Genomic DNA, 20,279 nt, shown 5'->3' with positions numbered 1-20,279 from the left:
CAATCGCTCTCGGCCTTGTCGACCGCAGTATAGGCTGCAGGATTGATGACGGCATCAAACCCGCCGTCAACAATGAAAGCCTCGACCGCAGCCGGATCGGTAAGATCCAGCATGTGCCGAGAGGGGGCCACAATCTCAACGCCGGCGGGCCAGGGGAACGAAGAAAGCGCCCGGCCGACCTGTCCAGTCCCGCCCGTCACCAGAATCCGCATGCTGCGAGCTCCCTCTGTCATATTTCGTGCAGCTGGAGAGGCTCGCCATCATAGGCGAACGGACTGTCGAACGCGGAGAGCAGAGGCTGTTTTTCGTCCTTGGGGCTGAGGAGCGGCTCGACGCCATCCGCAAGAGGCCAATCGATATTGACCTGCTGGTCATTCCAGGCAATCCCGCCGTCGTTGGCCGGCGTGTAGAAATCCGTCACCTTGTAGGTCACTTCCGTCGATGGCTCCAGCGTCAGAAACCCGTGCGCGAAACCAACCGGAATATAGAGTTGCCGGCCGTTCTGCGCCGACAGTTCGGCTCCGACCCATTTCCCGTAGGTTGGCGATCCGCGCCGTACATCGACGGCTACATCGAATATCTTTCCGCGGATGCAGCGGACGAGCTTTGCCTGACCATAGGGAGGCGTCTGGAAGTGTAGTCCTCTCAAGGTTCCCACGGGGACCGACAGGGAATGATTGTCCTGCACGAACTCATCCGCAATGCCGATATCCGAAAATTTCTTCGTGCTGTAAACCTCGGTAAACCACCCGCGATCATCGCCGAATCGCTTCGGATTGATCAGCATAACTTTCGATGACATATGCAAACCCTGTTTAAACTGCTTTTGCTGGAGTAAGCCGGGAACCGGTCGATGCTTGATTGCGATGTGTATCTGCCTGTGCCAGATATGCATCCGCCCGCGCCCGCACTTCACCGTGACCGGCAGCCTCGTACCGGGAAGCGTATATATTGAAATGACCGGCAACGGAAGGTCGGAATACGGCGGCATGACACAGGACGCGAACGGCCATTTTGTTGTTCTTGATGGCGATGATGCCGGCCGTGTTGCTGGCTACCCGATCATCATGGATATAGCCGACCCGGAGAGAGTTCTGGGGTTCACTGCAACTGTTTGCCTACATAGACAAGATCGGTTTCCGGCCCTTCTCACCCGTCCCATACTCCTGGATGACGCGGGACGAGGGCGCTTTTATGGGTGGATGCCGGTCAGCTTACACACACTTTCGGTTCAGGCAAATCGGCCCGCCCCGGCAACGGCAGCGCTGCCGGTTATCCGTGTCCGCCGGATATCCTACGCCAGGCTGGCAGCACTTATTGCACGAAACGCGCCGCTTGCTGCGTTTCGTGCGCTACGGCTGCTTCTCGTGGGAAACGTCAAGGGCTTCGAATACCGCTTCGCCCGGTTTTACGATGCCCTCAACGCGCCATCCTATCCGGCGTGGATCAAGGCTATGTCAGAGACGGCGCCCTCTGGTCCAGCGTTTCCCCGGGCGCTGGGGCCGCCCGTCTTCGTCACGATTGCCGGGGGCGATCCTTCGCAAGTCGCTTCAACGCGCCGGTCTGTCGCGCAGCAAACCTATCCACATGTTCAGGAGGTTCGGGCCAAAGAAGCGTATGCGTCCGGCGTAAAAACGAACGAGGCCGCCTACTGGATGCGGCTCCCGGCCGGGATGCTGCTGGATAAAGCTGCGATCGCGCATCTGATGCAGCCTCTCATCGCCGATCCGATGCTTGCAGCCGCTTATTGCGACGAAGATCGGATTGATGCACGTGGCCGGTGTTTCCAGCCTTTCTTCAAGCCGGCATGGAACCCTCCACTTGCAGAAACCGGTTGGCTCGCGCCTGACGGGGCGCTCATCCGGCTGGACGCTCTGAACGGTCTTACCGATCTTGCTGAAACCGCATCGGGCCTGCTCTTGATCGCCGCGTCTCGGCATGGCCAAATCGCGCATGTGCCGCGCGTGCTCCTGCACCGCTCCGTTGCAAGGCTGCCCGCCCAACCGTCCCGGCCGAAAACTCCTCGGTTGGAGACCAAGGTCAGCGTCATCATTCCGACTCGTGACCGCGCCGATCTGCTTTCGGTCTGCCTCCATGGGCTTTTCAACGAAACGCGCGCCGACGATCTCGATGTAATCGTGATCGACAATGACAGCCGGGAACCCGAAACCGAGGCTCTTTTTGAACGATACGCCGCAGACCGCCGCTTGCGGCGAATTCCGATGCCCGGTCCCTTCAACTTCTCCAAGGCCTGCAATCTGGGTGTCGCTCAGGCCCGTTATGAGCTGACCCTGCTGTTGAACAATGATGTCAACCCGATCGAGCCGGGATGGCTGGATCAGATGGTGGCGGAACTCGACGATCCGCGCACGGGAGCCGCCGGGGCTTTTCTGCTCTTCCCGGACGGATATGCCCAGCACGCGGGCGTCACGCTCGGCTCCGGGTCGGTCGCGCGCCACAGTTTTCATTTCCGTCATCCCCGCGCTGGAGAAGATTGCGGCCTGATGGCCCAGCGGCAGGAAATGAGCGCGGTCACGGGGGCCTGCCTGCTCACACGCCAAAGCCTATGGCAGCGGGTGGGGGGGATGAACGAAGAGCAACTCGCCGTCGCTTTCAACGATGTTGATTATTGTCTGAGACTGCGGGAAATCGGCAAAGCCATCCTGTGGACCCCGCATGCCCGGTTGATCCATCACGAATCCGTGTCGCGCGGTGGCGACAACACGCCGGAAAAACTCGCCCGTTTCGCAAACGAGGAGCGGTATATGCACGAACGGTGGGGCGATGCCCTGCGCAACGACCCGTTCTACAATCCCAATCTGTCGCTGACCGCGGCGGATTGGACGCTCAGTGCTGCCCCGTCCAATCTCTCTGCGAGGCTGCCAAGCCTGCCGTCATTGTTCTCGAACAACGCAGCGAGCTGACGCATATCAGGGGCGGCGAACACCATTGCCGTAGTTGGAGAGCCCGGTCTATCCCGATTTGCCGGATTTCAGCAGCCCGAGGCGGCTGCCGTCGTAGCCCTTGCGCAGGGGCGCCCACCACCATTCGTTTTCGAGATACCACTTCACGGTCTTCGCGATGCCCGTGTCGAAATTTTCCTGGGCCTTCCAGCCGAGTTCGGTTTCGAGCTTCGTCGCATCGATGGCATAGCGCGCATCGTGTCCCGGACGGTCCTGTACGTAGGTAATCAGGCTCTCATGCGGACGGCCTGAAGGATGCAGTTCGTTCATCAGCGCGCAAATGCGCTCGACCACGTCGATATTGCGGCGCTCGTTGCGTCCGCCGACATTGTAAGTCTCGCCGATCCGGCCGCGCTCGGCGACGATATCCAGCGCGCGTGCATGGTCTTCGACGAACAGCCAGTCGCGGATATTGGCGCCAGTGCCGTAAACCGGCAGCGGTTTGCCTTCGAGCGCGCTGATGATGACCAGCGGAATGAGTTTTTCGGGAAAGTGGAACGGCCCGTAATTGTTCGAGCAGTTCGAGACCACGATCGGCATGCCATAGGTGCGTGTCCACGCCTTGGCCAGATGATCGGACGCAGCCTTGGAGGCGGAATAGGGCGAGCTCGGGTCGTAAGGCGTGGTTTCTTCGAAAAGTCCGTCATCTCCGAGCGAACCGTAAACTTCGTCCGTCGAGACGTGCAGAAAGCGAAAGGCCTCCTTCCCGGCCGCCGCAAGCGACTGCCAATAGGCACGGGCGCATTCCAGCATGGTGAATGTTCCCAGCACGTTGGTCTCGACGAAATCACGGGCACCGGTAATCGAGCGGTCCACGTGACTTTCCGCAGCGAGATGCATGATGCGGTCCGGCTTAAAGCTGGCAAGCGCCTGCGAAATTGCCTGCCCATCGCAAATGTCGGCCTTCAGGAACCGGTAAAGCGGATTTCCTTCCACGGCCTTCAGCGAGGTCAGCGTTCCTGCATAGGTCAGCTTGTCGACGTTGAGGACCTCATATCCCTTTTCGAGAATGAGGTAACGCACCACAGCAGACCCGATGAAGCCGGCACCACCAGTCACCAATACGCGCATCGGCAATCCTCCACTTGCGTCCGTCAATAAGGGACACTGATTCGATATGATGGACAGTAATATTCGTCAGGTCCCCATCCGGCAACATTGCTGTAGCCCGGAGGTTGAGCTTCCTGCAACTGTGAGGAGGGAATGTGTTGGCCACAGCCGGTCATTTCGAACGTCGTCAGCTTTGACACAGGTACGGGTGCATCCTATTGCAAGGACCATGCGAGCGTACGGCCGATATCAGCCGTGCGGCAATGAGCGAAAGCAAGGGCCTGCAAGAATGCGTGACGGCTGGTTGAGACGGATATTCGCGCAGGCCTTGCCGACGCCGCGGCTTCGCGCAGGTGCGACCGGTGGCCCCCGCACGGCTGTTCGTCGCATCATCCTTATCGGACGTCATCCGAACCCGACATCCGACTACTATTTTGCCGCTCGCCTTGCAGCCCCCGGCATGCCTCCACACCAAATGGTGGATATCAAGAGCAATGATTTCAGCAGTCTTGATGCAGAGGGAGCCTTCGTCATTCTCTGCCGGTATGCTTCAGCCACTGCGTTGAAATGGATCGAGCAGGAGCGTTCAAAGCTTGCCGGAGTCGGTTTGTTCCTGGATGACGATATCCCCGGTATCGTAACCGGCCGGGAAGCAGCTATCGGTTATCGAGTGTCGCTTCTGTTGCTGGGACTTATGCCGTTGCGGCGTCTCAACCGGCATCTCGATATCGTATGGGCCTCGACGCCGAGGCTCGCTGACCGCTTGAAGAGCGCGAATGCGCGCGTTCTGCCGCCTGCTCCCCCCGCAAGCCTGTGGAATGTTCCGCACCCGAACGCCTCCGGCCACGAGGATCAGTTGCTGATCGCCTATCACGCCACGGCCATTCACGTGGATGAACACCGTTTCCTCCAACCGATTATCAAGGACGTACTAGCGGCCCGGCCGCACGCTCGCTTCGAGGTCTTCGCCGGTAAGGCTTCCGCATATCTCTGGCAGGGAATGGACCGTGTCATATTCCGCCAGCAGGTTTCCTGGTCTGACTACCTTGCCGAAGCATTGACGCGGCGGATTGACATCATGCTGGTGCCACTCGGCTCCTCCCGCGTTAACGACTGCCGTTCTGCAACCAAAAGAATAGATGTGGCGCGGGCGGGCGCAGCGGGGATATTTTCGATATCCGAAGCCTATGGATCCGCAGACGATAGCGGCGAAATCAGGCTTCCGCTCGATGCAACGGTGTGGCGGAATACACTTATCACCCTGATCGATGAACCAGCAAAGAGACGGGCGGCAGCGCAGGCAACACGCGATATCGTGGCGCGTATGTCACTGCAAGCCCAAGCGGGGCTCGGGCTCAATCCATCGTAAGCGACAGCATTGTCCAAGGGGCTCGTCTACTTCCGGGATGTCATTTCCTCGACAAGCAGATCGATCGCCTGCAGCACGTGGATCGGTTGCCAAGTCGCCGGATTCCTGTAGGAGGGATAGACCGAGAAGACCACTTCAACAAGCTCGTCGATCGTCGGCCGTGCGGTACGCCTTTGGGCAATAGCCGCTTTTGCGGCTTGGCTGACAGTGTCCTGCGTCAGCCCCCACCCGGCATAAAACGGTGCCGCATAGCAGCGCACTGGCAGACCGCGCAGCAATGCGTCCAGGCCGAACTGGCTGGAAACCGTCCAGACCTCGTCCACCACGTCCAGGATCGAGGCGACCGAGACCTGATCGCCGACGAAGACGACGCCGGGTGTGCTGACGGCGAGTTCCGTCAGGTAGCCCTTGCGATAGCCGGCCATGACGTCAGGGTGGGTCCGCACCAGGCATTGACCGCCGCTTGCGACCGCATCGCGCAACATCTGCTCGAACGACGCAGCATTCCCGAGCGCCCGTCCAACCGAGACATCGCCGACCACCTGATCGACGAGCAGAAGCCGACGGCGCGTGCTGGCGGCTATGTTCGGGGCCTTGTGCGGCAAGTGATTGTATTTCGTGAGTTTATGCTCGACCAAACGCTCACGGATTGTCTTGCCGCAGGCCGCATCGCGCGGACGGGTGGGGTCGCCAATCAGGAGTTCCAAACGGGAGGCAATGCCGGCATCGACCGGCAAGCCAAGATCGTCGGCGATGATCGACAAGGGGATGGATCCGCTTTTGCCCAGTCCAACGGAGCGCAAAAAGCCGTCTTCCAGGTTCCAGTGCGGCAGGCCGCGTAAACGGGCAATCCCTATTGCCGTCTTGGCAGGCAGGCGTCCGCCCCAGGATACTATGCCCTTGATTCCCGGCGAGAGCGTTGTGCCCATTTCAGCCAGATCGAAATAATGATGCAACCAAGGAAATGCCTGGCGAACGAAGAACGTCGCGCCGAGTGGCATCTGTGCGGGAGGAAACCATGGTTTTCCCGGAATTAGAGGAAGCTCCACTCTGGCACCGCCTTCTCGCTGGCTGTTTTCCCGATGCATGAAGGGATCAAACGGCATCTACAAGAACTGTGTCATCGAAGTCCAGATCAATCAGAGAAGAAACAGTCTCAGATGACGCACCGTGGGGGGCAGCTCGGCTTGCGGCGCGCCCCCTCAAAAAGACAGATCCAGCACGCGGTCTTCGAACAGCCGGTTGCGGGAGCCTTCGAGGTGGAGCCGCATGGCTTTCTGGGCGTCTTCGGCGCGGCCGTCGGCAATCGCCTGATAGATGGCGTTGTGCTCCTCGAAGACCTTTTCCAGACCAAGCCGCGGGCCCATCAATGACAGGCCGTGCAAATGCATGCCAACGGCGATGTGTGGCTTCAGCGCTTCGATGGAGGCAGTGTAGTAATGATTGTTGGCCGCCTCGGTGACGCTGCGATGGAAAACGAAGTCGGCATCGGTGCGATGCAACTGATGGCTGGTTGCTTCGCGCAGGTCGGCAAGGGCGGAGGCAATCTTCTGGATAGCGGCGTCGTCGCGCCGCTGGGCGGCAAAGAAGGCGGCGACCGGCTCGATCGTCAGGCGGAACTCATAGCAGCGCTGGATATCGGCAATGGTCTTGACCGGTGAATAAGCGAGATGCGTGGCCGGAGATGCCTGGGCGCTGACGAAGGTACCGGCCCCCTGGCGCGAATAGACCATGCCTTCCTCGCGCAAGCGCCCCAGTGCATCGCGCACGATCGGACGGGAAACGCCCATGATCGATGCCAGCTCGTGTTCGCCCGGCAATCGGGAGTCCGGCGGATAATTGCCGGAGCGGATGCGTTCGCGCAACTGGTCGAAGACGCGATCGACCAGCCGCACGGATTTGACGCGCTCCGGTTTGGCGTTTGGGCCGGGCTCTTCGATTGCGGGGGCATCCTGCGCCATTTTCTTCACCACGCCTGTTTTTCGATCCTTGTCCTATGGGACGGTTTTTGACTTAGCAGATTCTCCGGCACGAGTTTTAGCAAAGAATCGATGGTACCGAAGCCCCCGGATTTGACCGCACAGCAGATTGTCCGCCCGTCCGGGCTTTCGATCTGAAACCACGGAATGCCCGCTTCGATCTCGCCATTAGGAGACAGCACGCTGGCGCCAAGCGCTTTCAGAATCGCAAGTGCGGTATCGCCGCCGCCCATCATCAGCATGTCGGGCCGGGTTTGCTCGACCAGCTGCCGGATGCCGTCGGCAAAGCGGGAAACGACGTGTTCGGGGCTTTCGATCTCCCCGCCGGAACACCGCGCTACGGCAGGAAGTCCGTGGACCTCCTCTGCCGACAATTCGCCGGCGGGAGCATCCACAATGGCCACAAGCTGTCGGTGGCCAGCGAGATGTTCGATCTGGGCCGATGTGATGGGATCGCGCGATCCGAAAGCAAACAAGGTTTGCGTGGATGGCGGGAATGACGGGCGAAGGGCAGGTGGCCTCGCCAGCGAACGGGCAAAGGCGCTGCCAAGACCGCGCGCGCCGACGGCGACCGTCGTGGACCAGTCGGTCCTCCCAACCAGATCGTCCAGATCGGCATCGGTGCTGGCGTCGTAAACATCGATCGCCAACATATCAGCGGGAAAAACAGTGCGGATTGGCAGCGGTGTCTCGACGCCTCTACCAGTGACGGCGCCATTGATGGTAAAACGCTGCTGGTCCGGAATGGCCGGTGCAATGATGATCCGGCTACGGCCGGTAATTTCTGCAAGCGCCATGCTCTCGGCAGCGACATTGCCCTTGAGCCTGGAATCAATCTTCTTGAACAGGATCGACGGTCTTGCTGTGCCCAGCGCGGCAAGAGCTGCCTGCATCTGCTGGGCGGCTGTCCCGGCGGAAAGAGCCCGTGATGCCGTGTTGATCACGATGACGTCGGGGTTGCGCGCGAGTGCCTCCGCCACGGCTTCGACGTCGATTGCCACCGTCACCGTCAGGCCGGCCTCGACAAAGGGCGTGCCGGTATCAAGCGCCCCCGTCAGGTCGTCGGCAATGATGGCGACTTGCAGCGTCATCCAGACAATCCCTCCGTTACGGCGTGACAGGCAACCATGTGTCCCGGCCGGGCTTCACGCCATTCCGGCACGACCTTGCCGCAGACTTCCATGGCGATCGGGCAGCGGGTGTGGAAACGGCAACCGGCAGGCGGCGACAGCGGGCTTGGCACATCGCCCTGCAGGATCTGCCGCTTGCGGCTGCGCTCATGGGCAGGGTCTGCCTCCGGCACTGCGGAGAGCAGCGCCTTGGTGTAGGGATGCAGCGGATGCTCGAACAGTTCCTCGCGGGTCGCAAGCTCGGCGAGGCGGCCGAGATACATGACGCCGACGCGGTCGCTGATATGGCGGACGACAGCAAGATCATGGGCGATGAACAGATAGGTCAGTCCGTATTTCTGCTGCAGGTCGAGCAACAGGTTGATGATCTGCGCCTGCACGGAAACGTCGAGCGCCGAGATCGCCTCGTCGCAGACGATGAATTTTGGCTGGCAGGCGAGAGCCCGGGCAATCGCCACGCGCTGGCGCTGGCCGCCGGACAGTTCATGCGGATAGCGCGAGGCAAAGCGCGGCGGCAGGCCGACATCGGCCAGCAGCGTGGCGATCCGGTCCTTCAGCTCGGCCTTGGTGGCAAGCTTGTGAAACAAGATCGGCTCCCCGACGGCTTCGCCGATCGTCATGCGCGGGTTGAGCGTCGAATAGGGGTCCTGGAAGACGATCTGCAATTGGCGGCGGTAGGGCCGCATCGCCTTTTCATCGAGCTCGACGATATTCTTGCCCTGATAGATCACCTTGCCTTCCGTCGCCCGGTGCAGGTTGAGCAGGGTGAAGCCGGTGGTGGACTTGCCGCAGCCGGATTCGCCAACGAGGCTCAGCGTCTCGCCTTCGAATATATCGAAATTGACATCGTCCAGCGCATGCACGGTTGCGGCGCGCTCGCCAAAGGCACCGAGCCGGACGTGAAAATGCTTCACCAGATGTTCGATGCGCATCAGTGGTTGGGCAGCCATCATGCAGCCTCCAGTTTTCTTTGGGCAACGAAGCAGGCAACGCGGTGGGCACCGCCGTGGCTCAGGCCTTCCAGTGCCGGGACACGCTCACGACAGATCGCTTCCGCGAGCGGACAGCGTGGTGCAAACGGACAGCCCTTCGGACGGCGGCCGGGCTCCGGCGGCGTGCCGCCGATGGAGGAGAGGCGTGTCGAGCGCTCGTCGGACAGTTTCGGGATCGAGGCGAGCAGCCCTTGCGTATAGGGATGGCTCGGATTGGCAAACAGCGCATCGACCGGCGCGTCTTCGACCACGGTGCCGGCATAGAGCACGTTGATCCGATCGACGAGACCGGCGATCAGCGCCAGGTCATGGGTGATCCAGACGACAGACATGCCGAGCTTGTCGCGCAGATCTTTCACCAGATCGACGATCTGCGCCTGGATCGTCACATCGAGCGCCGTGGTCGGCTCGTCGGCGATCAAAAGCTGCGGATTGCAGGCAAGGCCGATGGCGATCATCACGCGCTGGCGCATGCCGCCTGAGAGTTCATGCGGATAGGCGTCGAGACGATCCTCGGCGCCGGGAATGCCGACCAGCTTCAAGAGCTCGCCAGCCCGCTTGCGCGCCTCTGCCTTCGACATTCCACGATGATAAATGAGCGGTTCGGCCAGCTGCTGGCCAATGCGCATCACCGGATTGAGCGAGGTCATCGGGTCCTGGAAGATGAAACCGACCTCGCCGCCGCGCACCTTGCGCAGTTCGGAATTCGACATCGTCTGCAGGTCGCGGCCGGCAAAATTGGCTTGCCCCTTGGTGACCCGGATCTTGTTGGGCAAAAGCCGCATCATGCTCAGCATCGTCAGGCTCTTGCCGCAACCGGATTCGCCGACGATGCCCAGCGTCTCGCCCTTGTCGACATGCAGGTCGATGCCATCGACGATGGTGGCCGGACCGTTGCGGGTTTCGATCTCGATGGTCAGGCCCTTGACGTCGAGCAGACGCTCGCCGGTCTTGGCCGATGGTTCGGGGCGGATATCGTTAGCCATCATCATCACTTCGCTCCGCGCGGATTGAGGGCATCGTTGAGGCCGTCGCCCAGGAAGGAGAAGGCGACGGAGGCAAGGCCGAGAACGGCAGCAGGGGCGGCGAGCAGATGCGGATAATGCTGCCAGACGCGCAGGCCATCCGAGATCATGTTGCCCCAGCTCGGCGTTGGCGGATTGACGCCGACACCGAGGAAGGAAAAGGCACTTTCCAGAACCATGGCGGTGCCGAGACCGGCGCTGACCGCCACGATCAGTGGGCCAAGGGCATTCGGCACGACATAACGCATCAGGATGATGCGGTTGGTCAGCCCCAGCGCCTGGGCGGCGGTGATATAGGGGCGCGACCGGATCGACAGCACTTGCGCACGCACAAGGCGGGCATAGGGCGGCCAGGAGATCAGCGCCATCGAGCCGAAGACCAGCAGGAAATCAACCCAGATGGTTTCGCGGTAGACCGGGTTGAGCGTCGCCAGATAGCGGGCTTCCATCCAGCCGGTGATCGGCGATTTCAGCGAGGCATTGATGACGACGACGAGCAGAAGGTTAGGGATCGACATGGTCATGTCGGTCAGCCACATGACGATCCGGTCCAGCCAGCCGCCGAAGAAACCGGCGAGCGCGCCGAGCGTCACGCCGATCAGAACGGCAATGAAGGTGACGACGATCGCCACCAGAAAGGCGGTGCGCGTGCCGTAGACGACGCGGCTGAAGACATCGCGGCCGAGATCGTCGGTGCCGAACAGATGCGACAAAGACGGGGCCATGTTGCGCGAATTCAGATCCTGGCTGAGAAAGTCGTAAGGCGTGAGATACGGACCGAACACTGCCGCGAAGGCAAGGATGACGACGATGACGAGACCGAAGACGGCGAGCCTGTTGCGGCGCAGCCGGTGCCAGGCGTCACGCCAGAGGCTGACGGGCGGTTCGATCTCGATGGGGGTAGTGGTCATGGGAACGACGGACATGGTCAGCGGCTCCTTCTTGTGTCGTTGGCGCGCGGATCGAGCAGCGGATAGAGCACATCGACCAAAAGGTTGGAGATCATCACCAGGAACGAGCCGATCAGCGTGATGGCCAGAATGACGGGGTAATCGGTATTGGTCAGCGCCTGAACGGTGAGGCGGCCAAGACCCGGCAGGCCGAAAACCAGCTCGACGAAGATCGCCCCGTTGACGATGGTGATCATGATCAGGCCAAGCTGGGTGACAACGGGGGTCAGTACCGGGCGCAGGATATGGCGCAGCGCGACGATGACTTCCGGAACGCCCTTGGCACGGGCGGTGCGGACGAAATCCTCGGAAAGAACTTCAATCACTGCGGCGCGCGTCTGGCGCACGATCAGCGCGATCGGCTGGAAGGAGAGAACGAGCAGCGGCAGTATGATCCGCACGTCGAAGATGCCGCCCCAGCCATAGGGCACGGCGGAACCGGGCAGGATCATGATCAGCATCACCATCAGCATCGGCCCGGCGACATAAGCGGGGATCGCCCAGAGAAACAGCGCCGAGCCAAGAATGGCATAGTCGGTGCGGGTATTCTGGTTGAGTGCGGCGATCAGTCCGAGCGGAATGGCAACGACCGCGGTCAGGATGACGGAACAGAGCGCCAGCTTGAAGGAAACCGGGGCGGCAGCAGAGATCATTGCCCAGACGGACCGTCCGGAGCTCAGCGAATTGCCGAAATTGCCATGCAGCAGGTTCCAGATATAGCTGCCGAACTGGACAAGGAACGGCCGGTTGAGGCCCGCACTTTCGCGGATTGCCTCGATGCGTTCCGGATTATAGGCAACGTCGCCCGGTGCACGCAGAAAAATCAGCTTGATCGGGTCGCCGGCGCCGAAATAGGCCAGCGCATAGACGCCGAGCATGACGAGAAGGACGGATGGAATCCAGACGACGAAACGGGTCGCGATGTAACGCAGCATGGCAGTCTCCCACCCTTGGTTTCAGAAGATGATGCTTGAAGCCTTGCCCTGCGGCAAAGGTCCGCAATCATATTTCAGCAATGGCAATCTGTGCGGAAGCGGCTTCCGCCTCCGCACAGCAGATATCGAGTATGGCAATTGCCTCAAGCGACCGAGATGTCCCAGGGGGCCACGACCTGCCAGTCGAGATTCTTGTCCATCCCGGACACCTTGTCGGTGGCCCAGCGGGACATCGCCTGCGCATACCAGGGGATGAAGCTCCAGTCTTCGCGGAACGCCTTCTGGGCTTCGAGCGCCAGCGCCACACGCTGCGGATCGTCCACCGACTTGGTGGCGGCCTCTGCGAGCAGGCTGTCGACCTTGTCGTTCTTGTAACCGCCCAGCTTGTTCTGCGCGTTCGAAGAGGTCGAGGCGATGGAACCGGCGAGATAGGACACGGCATCGGGAACGCGGGTGCCGACGTCGTCGCGGAAGATCTGCACCGCGTTCTGGTCGGGGCCTGCATAGGCATCCTGCTGCGGCTTCATATCGACGGAGGTAATGCCGAGGTTCTGGCGCCACTGTTCGGCGATGAACTGGGCGGCAGCCTCGATCGCCGGGCCGGAAATGCCGACGAACAGCAGTTTTGGCAGGCGTTCCGGGCCACCATAGGTCGATTCAGCCAGAAGTTTCTTGGCGCCCTCCGGGTCGTATGGATAGGGCTCGAAGCCGGAATTATCGGCGCCGGGTACGGAGTTGATGACCTGGTCGGTCTTCTTGTGAGGACCATCCGGGAACGACGCCTTCATCAGGCCGTCGCGATCGACAGCCATGATCAACGCCTGGCGAACCTTCGGATCGTCCATCGGTGCGCGCGCCGAATTGAACCAGAAATGCTGGCTGGTCGGGATCAGCGGGCCCTCGGCGAAGCTGGCGCCAAGGTCCTGCACGATGGTCGAGGTCACAAGCTCCGTATGGGCATTGTATTCACCGGACTTCAACAGCGATGTCGCGGTGACGTTGTCTTCGATCGAATCGATCTCGATACGCGCCAGTTTCGGCTTCGGGCCGAAGAAGTTCTCATTGGGCTCGAACACCAGTTTGCCGGCGTCGAGATCGATGCTGGTCAGCTTGAACGGGCCGGAATAGACGGCATCGCTGGTCGGCATGTACCAGTCGGCGATTTCCTCGCCGTCTTCGCCGCGCGACTGCGAAGCCTTGGTGATCGGCGCGATATGGTTGCCCAGCCGCATGAAGAAGATCGGATCGGCTTCCGACAGGGTGACGACAACCGTGCCTTCGTCCGGCGTGGCGATGCCGGAAATTTCCTTGGCCTTGCCGGCGCCGACATCGGCATAGCCTGCGACCTTGCTCAGCACCTGGTCGGCGCGCTGGTTCTTGGTGTTCGGCATGGCCGAGACGTTCCAGGAACCCTTGACGTCCTCGGCAGTGATCTTGCTGCCATCGGAGAATACGGCCTTCGGGTCGATTTTGAAGGTCCAAGTCTTGTTGGCGGCGTCCGGTTCCCAGCTTGTAAAGACGTAAGGGTGCAATTCGCCCTTACTATCGAAATACATCGGCGATGCCCACCATGCGGAATTCCAGCGATATGGTACGCCGCCGCCGCGCAACGGCGACCAGTCCTGGTTGAAGGCAGGGTTCGCGACCTTGAGCACCTGGCCTTCCTGGGCCATGACGATGCGGGCGTTCAGGCCGAACAGGCCGAGGGCCACACTGGTGCCGAGGCCGAGTTTCAAGGCATTGCGGCGTGTGATCTGCGGCTGCGACGCGCCGGCTTCATTGTTCTGATTAGACATCTGATCCTCCAATAGATGCTGTCATCGCGCCCTCCTTCTGCCGGTTCCGGACAGCTTGCCGCGCCATGATGAAGCCGGACACTGGATCGTTATTGTAAATATGTCAACATTATTTCTTGGTTTATTCATTGCTCACCTTTGGCTTAAGTAAAAACCGATATTTATCAATATGATGGATTTTGGTTAAAATTTCTGGTGCCGATTTTTTCTTGACAACTTGTCATGATTGCGAAAAAAGCAGGAGAATGACGGCACCCAAAATGGCCGGATGCTCGCGGAGGAGTTTGCAAAAATGACGATTCACAGGATCACCGGCGTCTATAGCGCTGCCACGACGCCGCTCAATGCCGACGATACGCCCGATCTTGGCCTGTTCACCGCCCATTGCCAGCGCCTTCTCAGCGAAGGCTGTCACGGCGTGGCATTGCTTGGCACGACCGGCGAGGCCAATTCGTTTTCGTCTGCCGAACGCCGCACTATTCTCGAGGCGGCGCTGAAGGCGGGTATATCCGGCGATCAGCTGATGCCCGGGACCGGCGTTGCCGCCATCCCGGAGACGATCGAGCTGACGCGGCATGCGCTGTCCGTCGGTGTTCGCAGCGTCGTCATGCTGCCGCCGTTCTATTACAAGGGCGTATCGGACGATGGCCTGTTTGCCGCCTATGCCCGGATCATCGAAACGATCGCCGACGACCGGCTACAGGTCGTGCTCTATCACATTCCCCAGGTCTCCGGCATTCCGCTGACCCTGCCGCTGATCGGCCGCCTGATCGAGGCGTTTCCGGATACGGTGGTTGGTATCAAGGATTCGTTTGGCGATTTCGCCAATATGCAGGCGCTTCTCGCGGCGTTTCCAGGATTTTCCGTACTGGCCGGCGCCGATCCACTGCTCTTGCCGCTGATCAAGGCCGGAGGAGCGGGCTGCATTACCGCGACCTCCAATCTGGTCGCAAACGCCCTGCGCACCGTCTACGACCATGCCAACGATCCCGCTCGCGCAGCCGATGTCGAGGCAGCACAGGCGCGTATCAACGCCTATCGCTCGCTGTCCAACTCCTACGTCCAGATCCCGACGATCAAGGCAATGGTTGGTCTGAAAAACGGCAATCCCGCCTGGGCGCGCCCGCGCCCGCCGCTGATGGCGCTGAGCGCTACCGACCAGGCGGATCTCGCCGTCAAGTTTGCGCAGCTGCCGTAAGGGGATAGTGCCATGACATCCGGTTCCGGCCTGAAACCTGAGCAAATTCCGCCGCTTATGAACGGTGCTATCCAGCCGCACGTGGCAGAAAAATATCGTTTCGACGCCTTCTTGCGATCGCCTTGTGTGCAGAACCACGCGGCCAATCTGGCCTTCCTCCCGGATGGCACGCTGACCTGCGTCTGGTTTGGCGGCACGATGGAAGGCATGGGCGATATCTCGATCTACATGTCGCGGTTGCCGGCCGGTTCCAGCCACTGGTCGGATGCGGAAAAAATGTCGGACGATCCGCAGAAGTCCGAACAGAACCCCTTGATCTTCACGGCGCCGGATGGCGATATCTGGCTGATCTTCACGTCGCAAACCTCTGGAAACCAGGACGGCGCCGTCGTCAAGCGGCGGATTTCCGCTGATGGCGGGCGCACATTCGGTCCCGTCGAAATCCTCTGCGACCGTCCGGGCACGTTCGTGCGTCAGCCCATCGTCGTCAACTCCAAGGGTGACTGGCTGCTGCCGGTGTTCCGCTGCATTGGCGCGCCCGGCCAGCGCTGGACGGGCGACGCCGATACGGCCGCCGTTCTGATCTCGCGCAATGCCGGATCCAGCTGGGATATGATCGATCTGCCCGGCAGCGTCGGTGCCGTGCATATGAATATCGTCCCGCGTGGCGACGGGCGATTGGTGGCCTTCTTCCGCAATCGCTTTGCTACGCATATCCTGTGCTCTGCATCGGAGGACGACGGCATGACGTGGACTGCGCCGGCGCCAACCGGGCTGCCCAACAACAATTCATCGATCCAGGCGGTTGCGCTCAAGGATGGCCGGATCGCGATTATCTACAATCATTCCAGTGCTTTGACATCCAGCGACCGGCGCCATTCTCTCTACGATGAGATCGAGGCGGAGGAGGGCGCGCCGGCCGAGCCGGCGGAGGCGGCGTCTGCTGCCGATGGCAGGCCGAAAGCGATCTGGGGTGTTTCCCGCGCGCCGATGAGCCTTGTCTCTTCCGGTGATGGCGGAGAGACCTTTGGCGATCCCGTCCACCTGGAAACCGGCGATGGCTATTGCCTCACCAACAATTCCAAGGATGCACTCAACCGCGAATATTCCTACCCGTCGATTGTCGAGGGGCCGGACCGAGCGCTGCATGTCGCCTATACCTATTATCGCCGGGCGATCAAATATGTGCGGCTGGAGCCCGGATACGGCTTTTAAGGTCTTGTTGCTGCGCGCAAATCCACGCTTTTCCGCCGTTTGAGTGGCAAATACATGTGTTGCAGCCGCGAAAAATCGAGCGCTGCCCGAGCGGGATTTGACAAATATCGTTGTGGGTCCGGAACTCACGCCAAATGGCGCGGGTTCCATGCGTCTGTTTACAAGGTATCCACTCCATTTCGGTGCGCCTGTTGCTTGTCTCCCAATTTTGGTGAAGGAGAGATGCACTTCACAATTTCCTTCATAATATCATTTAAAACAATTACTTACTGGAATATTGGCGTGTTCTGACTTCGCCAAACGGGACTGGAAAGGATAAAACAGCGCTTGTGCACACCTTGGCTATTGCCAAGAAAGACAGTTTTATATAACAAATTTACATGTTGTTCGCTGTCCTCAATGGATGATGCGGCGAAAACAACGAGGACATGTCCATGACCAGTTTGAACGCGCCCATCACGATCGTCCGCCCGGATATCATCGAGTTCGGCGTCGGCGTGGCTGGAAAACTGGGAAAATGGGCGAAAGACCAGGGTTTTGCGCGTATTCTCGTCGTCTCGGATGCGTTCAACGCATCGCGCGTCGGCATGCTCGAATTGCCGGGAGACGTCACTGTTTTTTCGGAGGTGAAGCCTGAGCCGGATACCGACAATCTCGACCTGGTGCTGGCCGCCGCCGATAAGGCGCAGGCCGATCTGATCGTCGGTTTTGGCGGCGGCAGTGCCATGGATCTGGCCAAGCTTGCCTCGGTCCTTTCCGGCTCCGGTCAAACGTTGCGCGATGTCGTCGGTGCGGGCAAGGTGGCTCATCGCCGCCGGGCCGGACTGGCGCAGGTGCCGACCACGTCCGGGACCGGCAGCGAGGCCGGTATCCGCGCCCTGGTCACCGATCCGGCAACGCAGGCGAAACTGGCTGTCGAAAGCATCCACATGCTCGCCGACATCGCCGTCATCGATCCGGGCCTGACCTTTACCGTGCCTGCAGCGACGACCGCCGCCACTGGCGTCGATGCGATGGCCCATTGTGTCGAGGCCTTTACCAACCGCAAGGCGCATCCGATGATCGACCTCTACGCGATCGAGGGCGTGCGTCTGGTCGGACGTTATCTTGCCCGCGCCGTTGCCGATGGCTCGGATGCCGAGGCGCGGGCGGGTCTGTCGCTCGCCTCGCTTTACGGCGGCTTTTGCCTCGGCCCGGTCAATACCGCCGGCGGCCATGCACTGGCCTATCCCCTCGGAACGCGCTGGCATGTGGCGCATGGCGCCGCCAATGCGCTGATCTTTCCGCATGTGTTGGCGTTCAATGCACCATCAGCTGCGGAAAAGACGGCGCAGGTGATCGCAGCGCTCGATCTCAAGGCCGGTGCCGACCAGGCCTCGGTGTTTGATGCCGCGTTTGGTTTCTGCGCTGGGCTGGGCATCGAGATGCGGCTCTCGGCACTCGGCGTGCCGGAGACGGATCTGGGCGTCATGGCCGATGACGCCTTTTCCATTCGCCGCCTGCTCGACAACAATCCGCGCGATCTCGCGCGCGACGACATTCTTTCGATCTATCAAGCCGCCTATTGACGCAACATGCCTGCGGCTCCGGATCGCAGCCACGGCCACAGCGCCGCATGGAGGACTGAACATGAGAACATCGCGCGTAGCCGTCACGCTGGGAGATCCGGCCGGCGTCGGTCCTGAGGTCATCGTCAAGGCGCTGGCGTCGCTACCGGAAACCGACAGGGCGAACTTCGTCGTCGTCGGCAATGTCGAGGCGTTGGAGCGGGCCAACCGGGTGACGGGAACGGAACTGCATTTTTCAGCGTCCCCCGCTGCAGGTACTATCGCCGTCGATGAGGTTGCGATCGATGGAGACCTGCCGGAGATCGGCAAGGTCAGCCCGGTCGCCGGCGATGCGTCGGTGCGCTACATCAAGCGCGCGGTCGAACTGGCGCTGTCCGGCGAAGTTGATTGCATCGTCACGGCGCCGATCAACAAGGAAGCGATGAACCTCGCCGGCCATCATTTCGATGGTCATACCGGCCTTCTTGCGCACCTCACCGGCTCCAAAAGTTCCTTCATGCTTCTGGCATCCGAACGATTGAACACGATCCACGTCTCCACGCACGTATCGCTGCGCACCGCGATCGAGCGGGCGACCGTCGAGCGGGTACTGGCAACGATCGAGGCGGGGCACCGGCATTTCCTGCGTCTCGGCCGCAAGGCCCGCATCGCGGTCGCGGGCATCAATCCGCATTGCGGCGAGGGTGGCCTGTTCGGCGATGAAGACACCAGGTTTCTGGCGCCGGCGGTCGAACTGGCACAGGCCAGGGGCATCGATGTGGTCGGCCCGATTTCCGCCGACACCGTCTATGCCCGCGCCTATGGCGGCGCCTTCGATCTGGTCGTGGCGCAATATCACGACCAGGGACATATCCCGATCAAGCTGGTGGCGTTCGAGACCGCCGTCAACGTCTCCCTCGGCCTGCCGATCGACCGGGTGTCGGTCGATCACGGCACCGCCTTCGATATTGCCGGTACCGGCAAGGCCAACCATGTCAACATGCTGTCGGCGATCGACTATGCGCGGCTGGTGGCCCGGTCACCCAGGACTGTCGTCGCCTATTGAGGCGATGACAACCTTAGTTTTGGTCGAAAAAGTCGCTTCGAATCTCCCGCCGGATCAGCTTCAGCGAGCGGTCCGGCTGGATGACATAGGTCTCATAGGCAACGCCTGTCACGGTGCGGAATGAATTATGCACGAGACTGCCGATCGGCGATTTCGTCAGCTTGGTGCGCGGTTGGCCGCCATAGGTAATGCTGCCGGGGATCGGTTCGACATCCGGCGTGGTGCAAGAGGCGAGGATCAGAGCAACGATACTCATTAAAATGACAGATTTCATTGGGCTCGCTCCGCAAGGACGCTCATTGCGACAATGTAGTGGGATCAGTGATGCATTCAAGACGTCTGGCCTATCGCCTGCAGGCGCCGCGCTTTCACTGAAAGGTAGAACGTGATCCTTGCACAAGCCACTTTTGTTGCGTCTGGTTTACAGTGGTGACATCTCCGGCCATCGCGAAAAGATTTTCAAGGGAGCTGAAGACCCCCATTCTCTGGTAGACACAAGATTATCCCCTCAATGCTTTGCGGTATCGGAGTTTGAGGCTGGAAATACAAAATGAAGCTGGCCTGACTTGATCGAGGCGCGCTCGATCAGAGCCCTGTGCTCTTCCCGCATGGCCTGCGACCGTTCCCTGAATGCGCGCGACCGCGCCAGAACTGCCTGCGTCCGCGCCGTAATTTCATCAACATGGCTCATGTCTTACCTCAAAGGTTAGGTGGCCCAGCGATCGTGCCGTCCAGGAACTAACGGTCGCCCCGCCTGTAACGTTCCATTTGTTCACTATATGTTCTATTTTGCTAAAAAGTCAAGGGAACACAAGCCATGAGCTTTTGCATTCGTTCCAAAAGCGAAAATCGACTTAATATGAGAAAAAAGTGGTGCTGCTAGAGAGATTTGAACTCGGTGGAGGTAATACAGGTACACTGTATTCATTGAATAAATTTTCATTTAGGTCAATAACTGTGTACCAGGCTTGTGTCCAATTCAGCCGGTCAAAAAGCTGCGCTTAGAAAAGCTGAACTAGCGAAATCCCACCTCTGCTTCTTTTTCGCCAGGAATAACACCGTCC

Annotated in this window: 18 protein-coding genes; 6 read left to right on the top strand and 12 right to left on the bottom strand. The window is 60.4% G+C overall.

Features of this window, described 5'->3' with window-relative positions:
- Together ACP7BS_RS07940 and rfbC are read right to left on the bottom strand one after the other, a co-directional pair.
- Positions 1-212: sugar nucleotide-binding protein (locus tag ACP7BS_RS07940; protein ID WP_426237430.1), on the bottom strand; the 212-nt coding region annotated here is incomplete at its 3' end.
- 17 nt (positions 213-229) lie between these two features.
- On the bottom strand, positions 230-802 hold the full coding sequence (gene rfbC, locus ACP7BS_RS07935) for a dTDP-4-dehydrorhamnose 3,5-epimerase (RefSeq protein WP_426237428.1): 573 nt from the start codon (positions 800-802) through the stop codon (positions 230-232).
- A gap of 187 nt (positions 803-989) precedes the next feature.
- Between rfbC and ACP7BS_RS07930 the strand changes: the two genes are divergently transcribed.
- Positions 990-2,924 (top strand): glycosyltransferase family 2 protein, encoded by a 1,935-nt coding sequence (locus ACP7BS_RS07930; RefSeq protein WP_426237426.1) that lies wholly within the window; start codon positions 990-992, stop codon positions 2,922-2,924.
- Between the two features lie 48 nt (positions 2,925-2,972).
- Here the strand turns inward: ACP7BS_RS07930 and rfbB are convergent, their stop codons facing one another.
- Complete coding sequence (rfbB, locus tag ACP7BS_RS07925) at positions 2,973-4,034, bottom strand: dTDP-glucose 4,6-dehydratase (protein ID WP_426237424.1); 1,062 nt, start codon at positions 4,032-4,034, stop codon at positions 2,973-2,975.
- Positions 4,035-4,488: 454 nt separating this feature from the next.
- On the opposite strand from rfbB, the gene ACP7BS_RS07920 reads away from it, so the two are divergent.
- The gene (locus ACP7BS_RS07920) at positions 4,489-5,382 is read left to right on the top strand and encodes a hypothetical protein (protein WP_426229181.1); all 894 of its coding nucleotides are present in this window, start codon (positions 4,489-4,491) and stop codon (positions 5,380-5,382) included.
- A gap of 26 nt (positions 5,383-5,408) precedes the next feature.
- Here ACP7BS_RS07920 and ACP7BS_RS07915 read toward each other — a convergent pair whose 3' ends face one another.
- From ACP7BS_RS07915 to ACP7BS_RS07880, 8 genes are all read right to left on the bottom strand, one after another.
- On the bottom strand, positions 5,409-6,383 hold the full coding sequence (locus ACP7BS_RS07915; protein ID WP_426237484.1) for a capsular biosynthesis protein: 975 nt from the start codon (positions 6,381-6,383) through the stop codon (positions 5,409-5,411).
- A 201-nt stretch (positions 6,384-6,584) separates the two neighbouring features.
- Positions 6,585-7,343 (bottom strand): FadR/GntR family transcriptional regulator, encoded by a 759-nt coding sequence (locus tag ACP7BS_RS07910; RefSeq protein WP_426237422.1) that lies wholly within the window; start codon positions 7,341-7,343, stop codon positions 6,585-6,587.
- 5 nt (positions 7,344-7,348) lie between these two features.
- A complete protein-coding gene (locus ACP7BS_RS07905; RefSeq protein WP_426237420.1) occupies positions 7,349-8,452 on the bottom strand; it encodes a four-carbon acid sugar kinase family protein in 1,104 nt (367 codons plus the stop codon).
- Positions 8,449-9,441: an ABC transporter ATP-binding protein gene (locus tag ACP7BS_RS07900; protein ID WP_426229178.1), complete on the bottom strand. Its 993-nt coding sequence runs from the start codon at positions 9,439-9,441 to the stop codon at positions 8,449-8,451. Before ACP7BS_RS07900 ends, ACP7BS_RS07905 begins: the two co-directional genes overlap by 4 nt.
- Positions 9,441-10,475 carry an ABC transporter ATP-binding protein gene (locus ACP7BS_RS07895; protein WP_426237418.1) on the bottom strand — a complete coding sequence of 345 codons (1,035 nt, stop codon included), beginning with the start codon at positions 10,473-10,475 and terminating at the stop codon, positions 9,441-9,443. Before ACP7BS_RS07895 ends, ACP7BS_RS07900 begins: the two co-directional genes overlap by 1 nt.
- Positions 10,475-11,434 (bottom strand): ABC transporter permease, encoded by a 960-nt coding sequence (locus ACP7BS_RS07890; RefSeq protein WP_426229176.1) that lies wholly within the window; start codon positions 11,432-11,434, stop codon positions 10,475-10,477. The genes ACP7BS_RS07895 and ACP7BS_RS07890 overlap by 1 nt, the downstream gene beginning before the upstream one ends.
- 2 nt (positions 11,435-11,436) lie before the next feature.
- Entirely contained in the window at positions 11,437-12,393 is a 957-nt protein-coding gene (locus tag ACP7BS_RS07885) for an ABC transporter permease (protein ID WP_113316195.1), read from the bottom strand.
- Positions 12,394-12,536: 143 nt separating this feature from the next.
- The gene (locus tag ACP7BS_RS07880; protein ID WP_426237416.1) at positions 12,537-14,189 is read right to left on the bottom strand and encodes an ABC transporter substrate-binding protein; all 1,653 of its coding nucleotides are present in this window, start codon (positions 14,187-14,189) and stop codon (positions 12,537-12,539) included.
- Between the two features lie 292 nt (positions 14,190-14,481).
- Between ACP7BS_RS07880 and ACP7BS_RS07875 the strand changes: the two genes are divergently transcribed.
- The 4 genes from ACP7BS_RS07875 to pdxA all read left to right on the top strand — a co-directional run bounded on the left by ACP7BS_RS07875 (position 14,482) and on the right by pdxA (position 19,215).
- Positions 14,482-15,387: a dihydrodipicolinate synthase family protein gene (locus ACP7BS_RS07875; protein ID WP_426237414.1), complete on the top strand. Its 906-nt coding sequence runs from the start codon at positions 14,482-14,484 to the stop codon at positions 15,385-15,387.
- Between the two features lie 12 nt (positions 15,388-15,399).
- Positions 15,400-16,602 (top strand): sialidase family protein, encoded by a 1,203-nt coding sequence (locus tag ACP7BS_RS07870; RefSeq protein ID WP_426237412.1) that lies wholly within the window; start codon positions 15,400-15,402, stop codon positions 16,600-16,602.
- A 434-nt stretch (positions 16,603-17,036) separates the two neighbouring features.
- Complete coding sequence (locus ACP7BS_RS07865) at positions 17,037-18,170, top strand: iron-containing alcohol dehydrogenase (protein ID WP_426237409.1); 1,134 nt, start codon at positions 17,037-17,039, stop codon at positions 18,168-18,170.
- 61 nt (positions 18,171-18,231) lie between these two features.
- The gene (gene pdxA, locus ACP7BS_RS07860; protein ID WP_426237407.1) at positions 18,232-19,215 is read left to right on the top strand and encodes a 4-hydroxythreonine-4-phosphate dehydrogenase PdxA; all 984 of its coding nucleotides are present in this window, start codon (positions 18,232-18,234) and stop codon (positions 19,213-19,215) included.
- A 13-nt stretch (positions 19,216-19,228) separates the two neighbouring features.
- Here pdxA and ACP7BS_RS07855 read toward each other — a convergent pair whose 3' ends face one another.
- On the bottom strand, positions 19,229-19,489 hold the full coding sequence (locus tag ACP7BS_RS07855; RefSeq protein ID WP_426237405.1) for a hypothetical protein: 261 nt from the start codon (positions 19,487-19,489) through the stop codon (positions 19,229-19,231).
- Between the last annotated feature and the right edge of the window lie 790 nt (positions 19,490-20,279).

The organism is Pararhizobium sp. DWP1-1-3, assembly GCF_049896125.1.
In the GTDB taxonomy this organism is placed as follows: domain Bacteria; phylum Pseudomonadota; class Alphaproteobacteria; order Rhizobiales; family Rhizobiaceae; genus Pararhizobium.
This window is presented reverse-complemented; position numbering and strand designations above follow the sequence as displayed.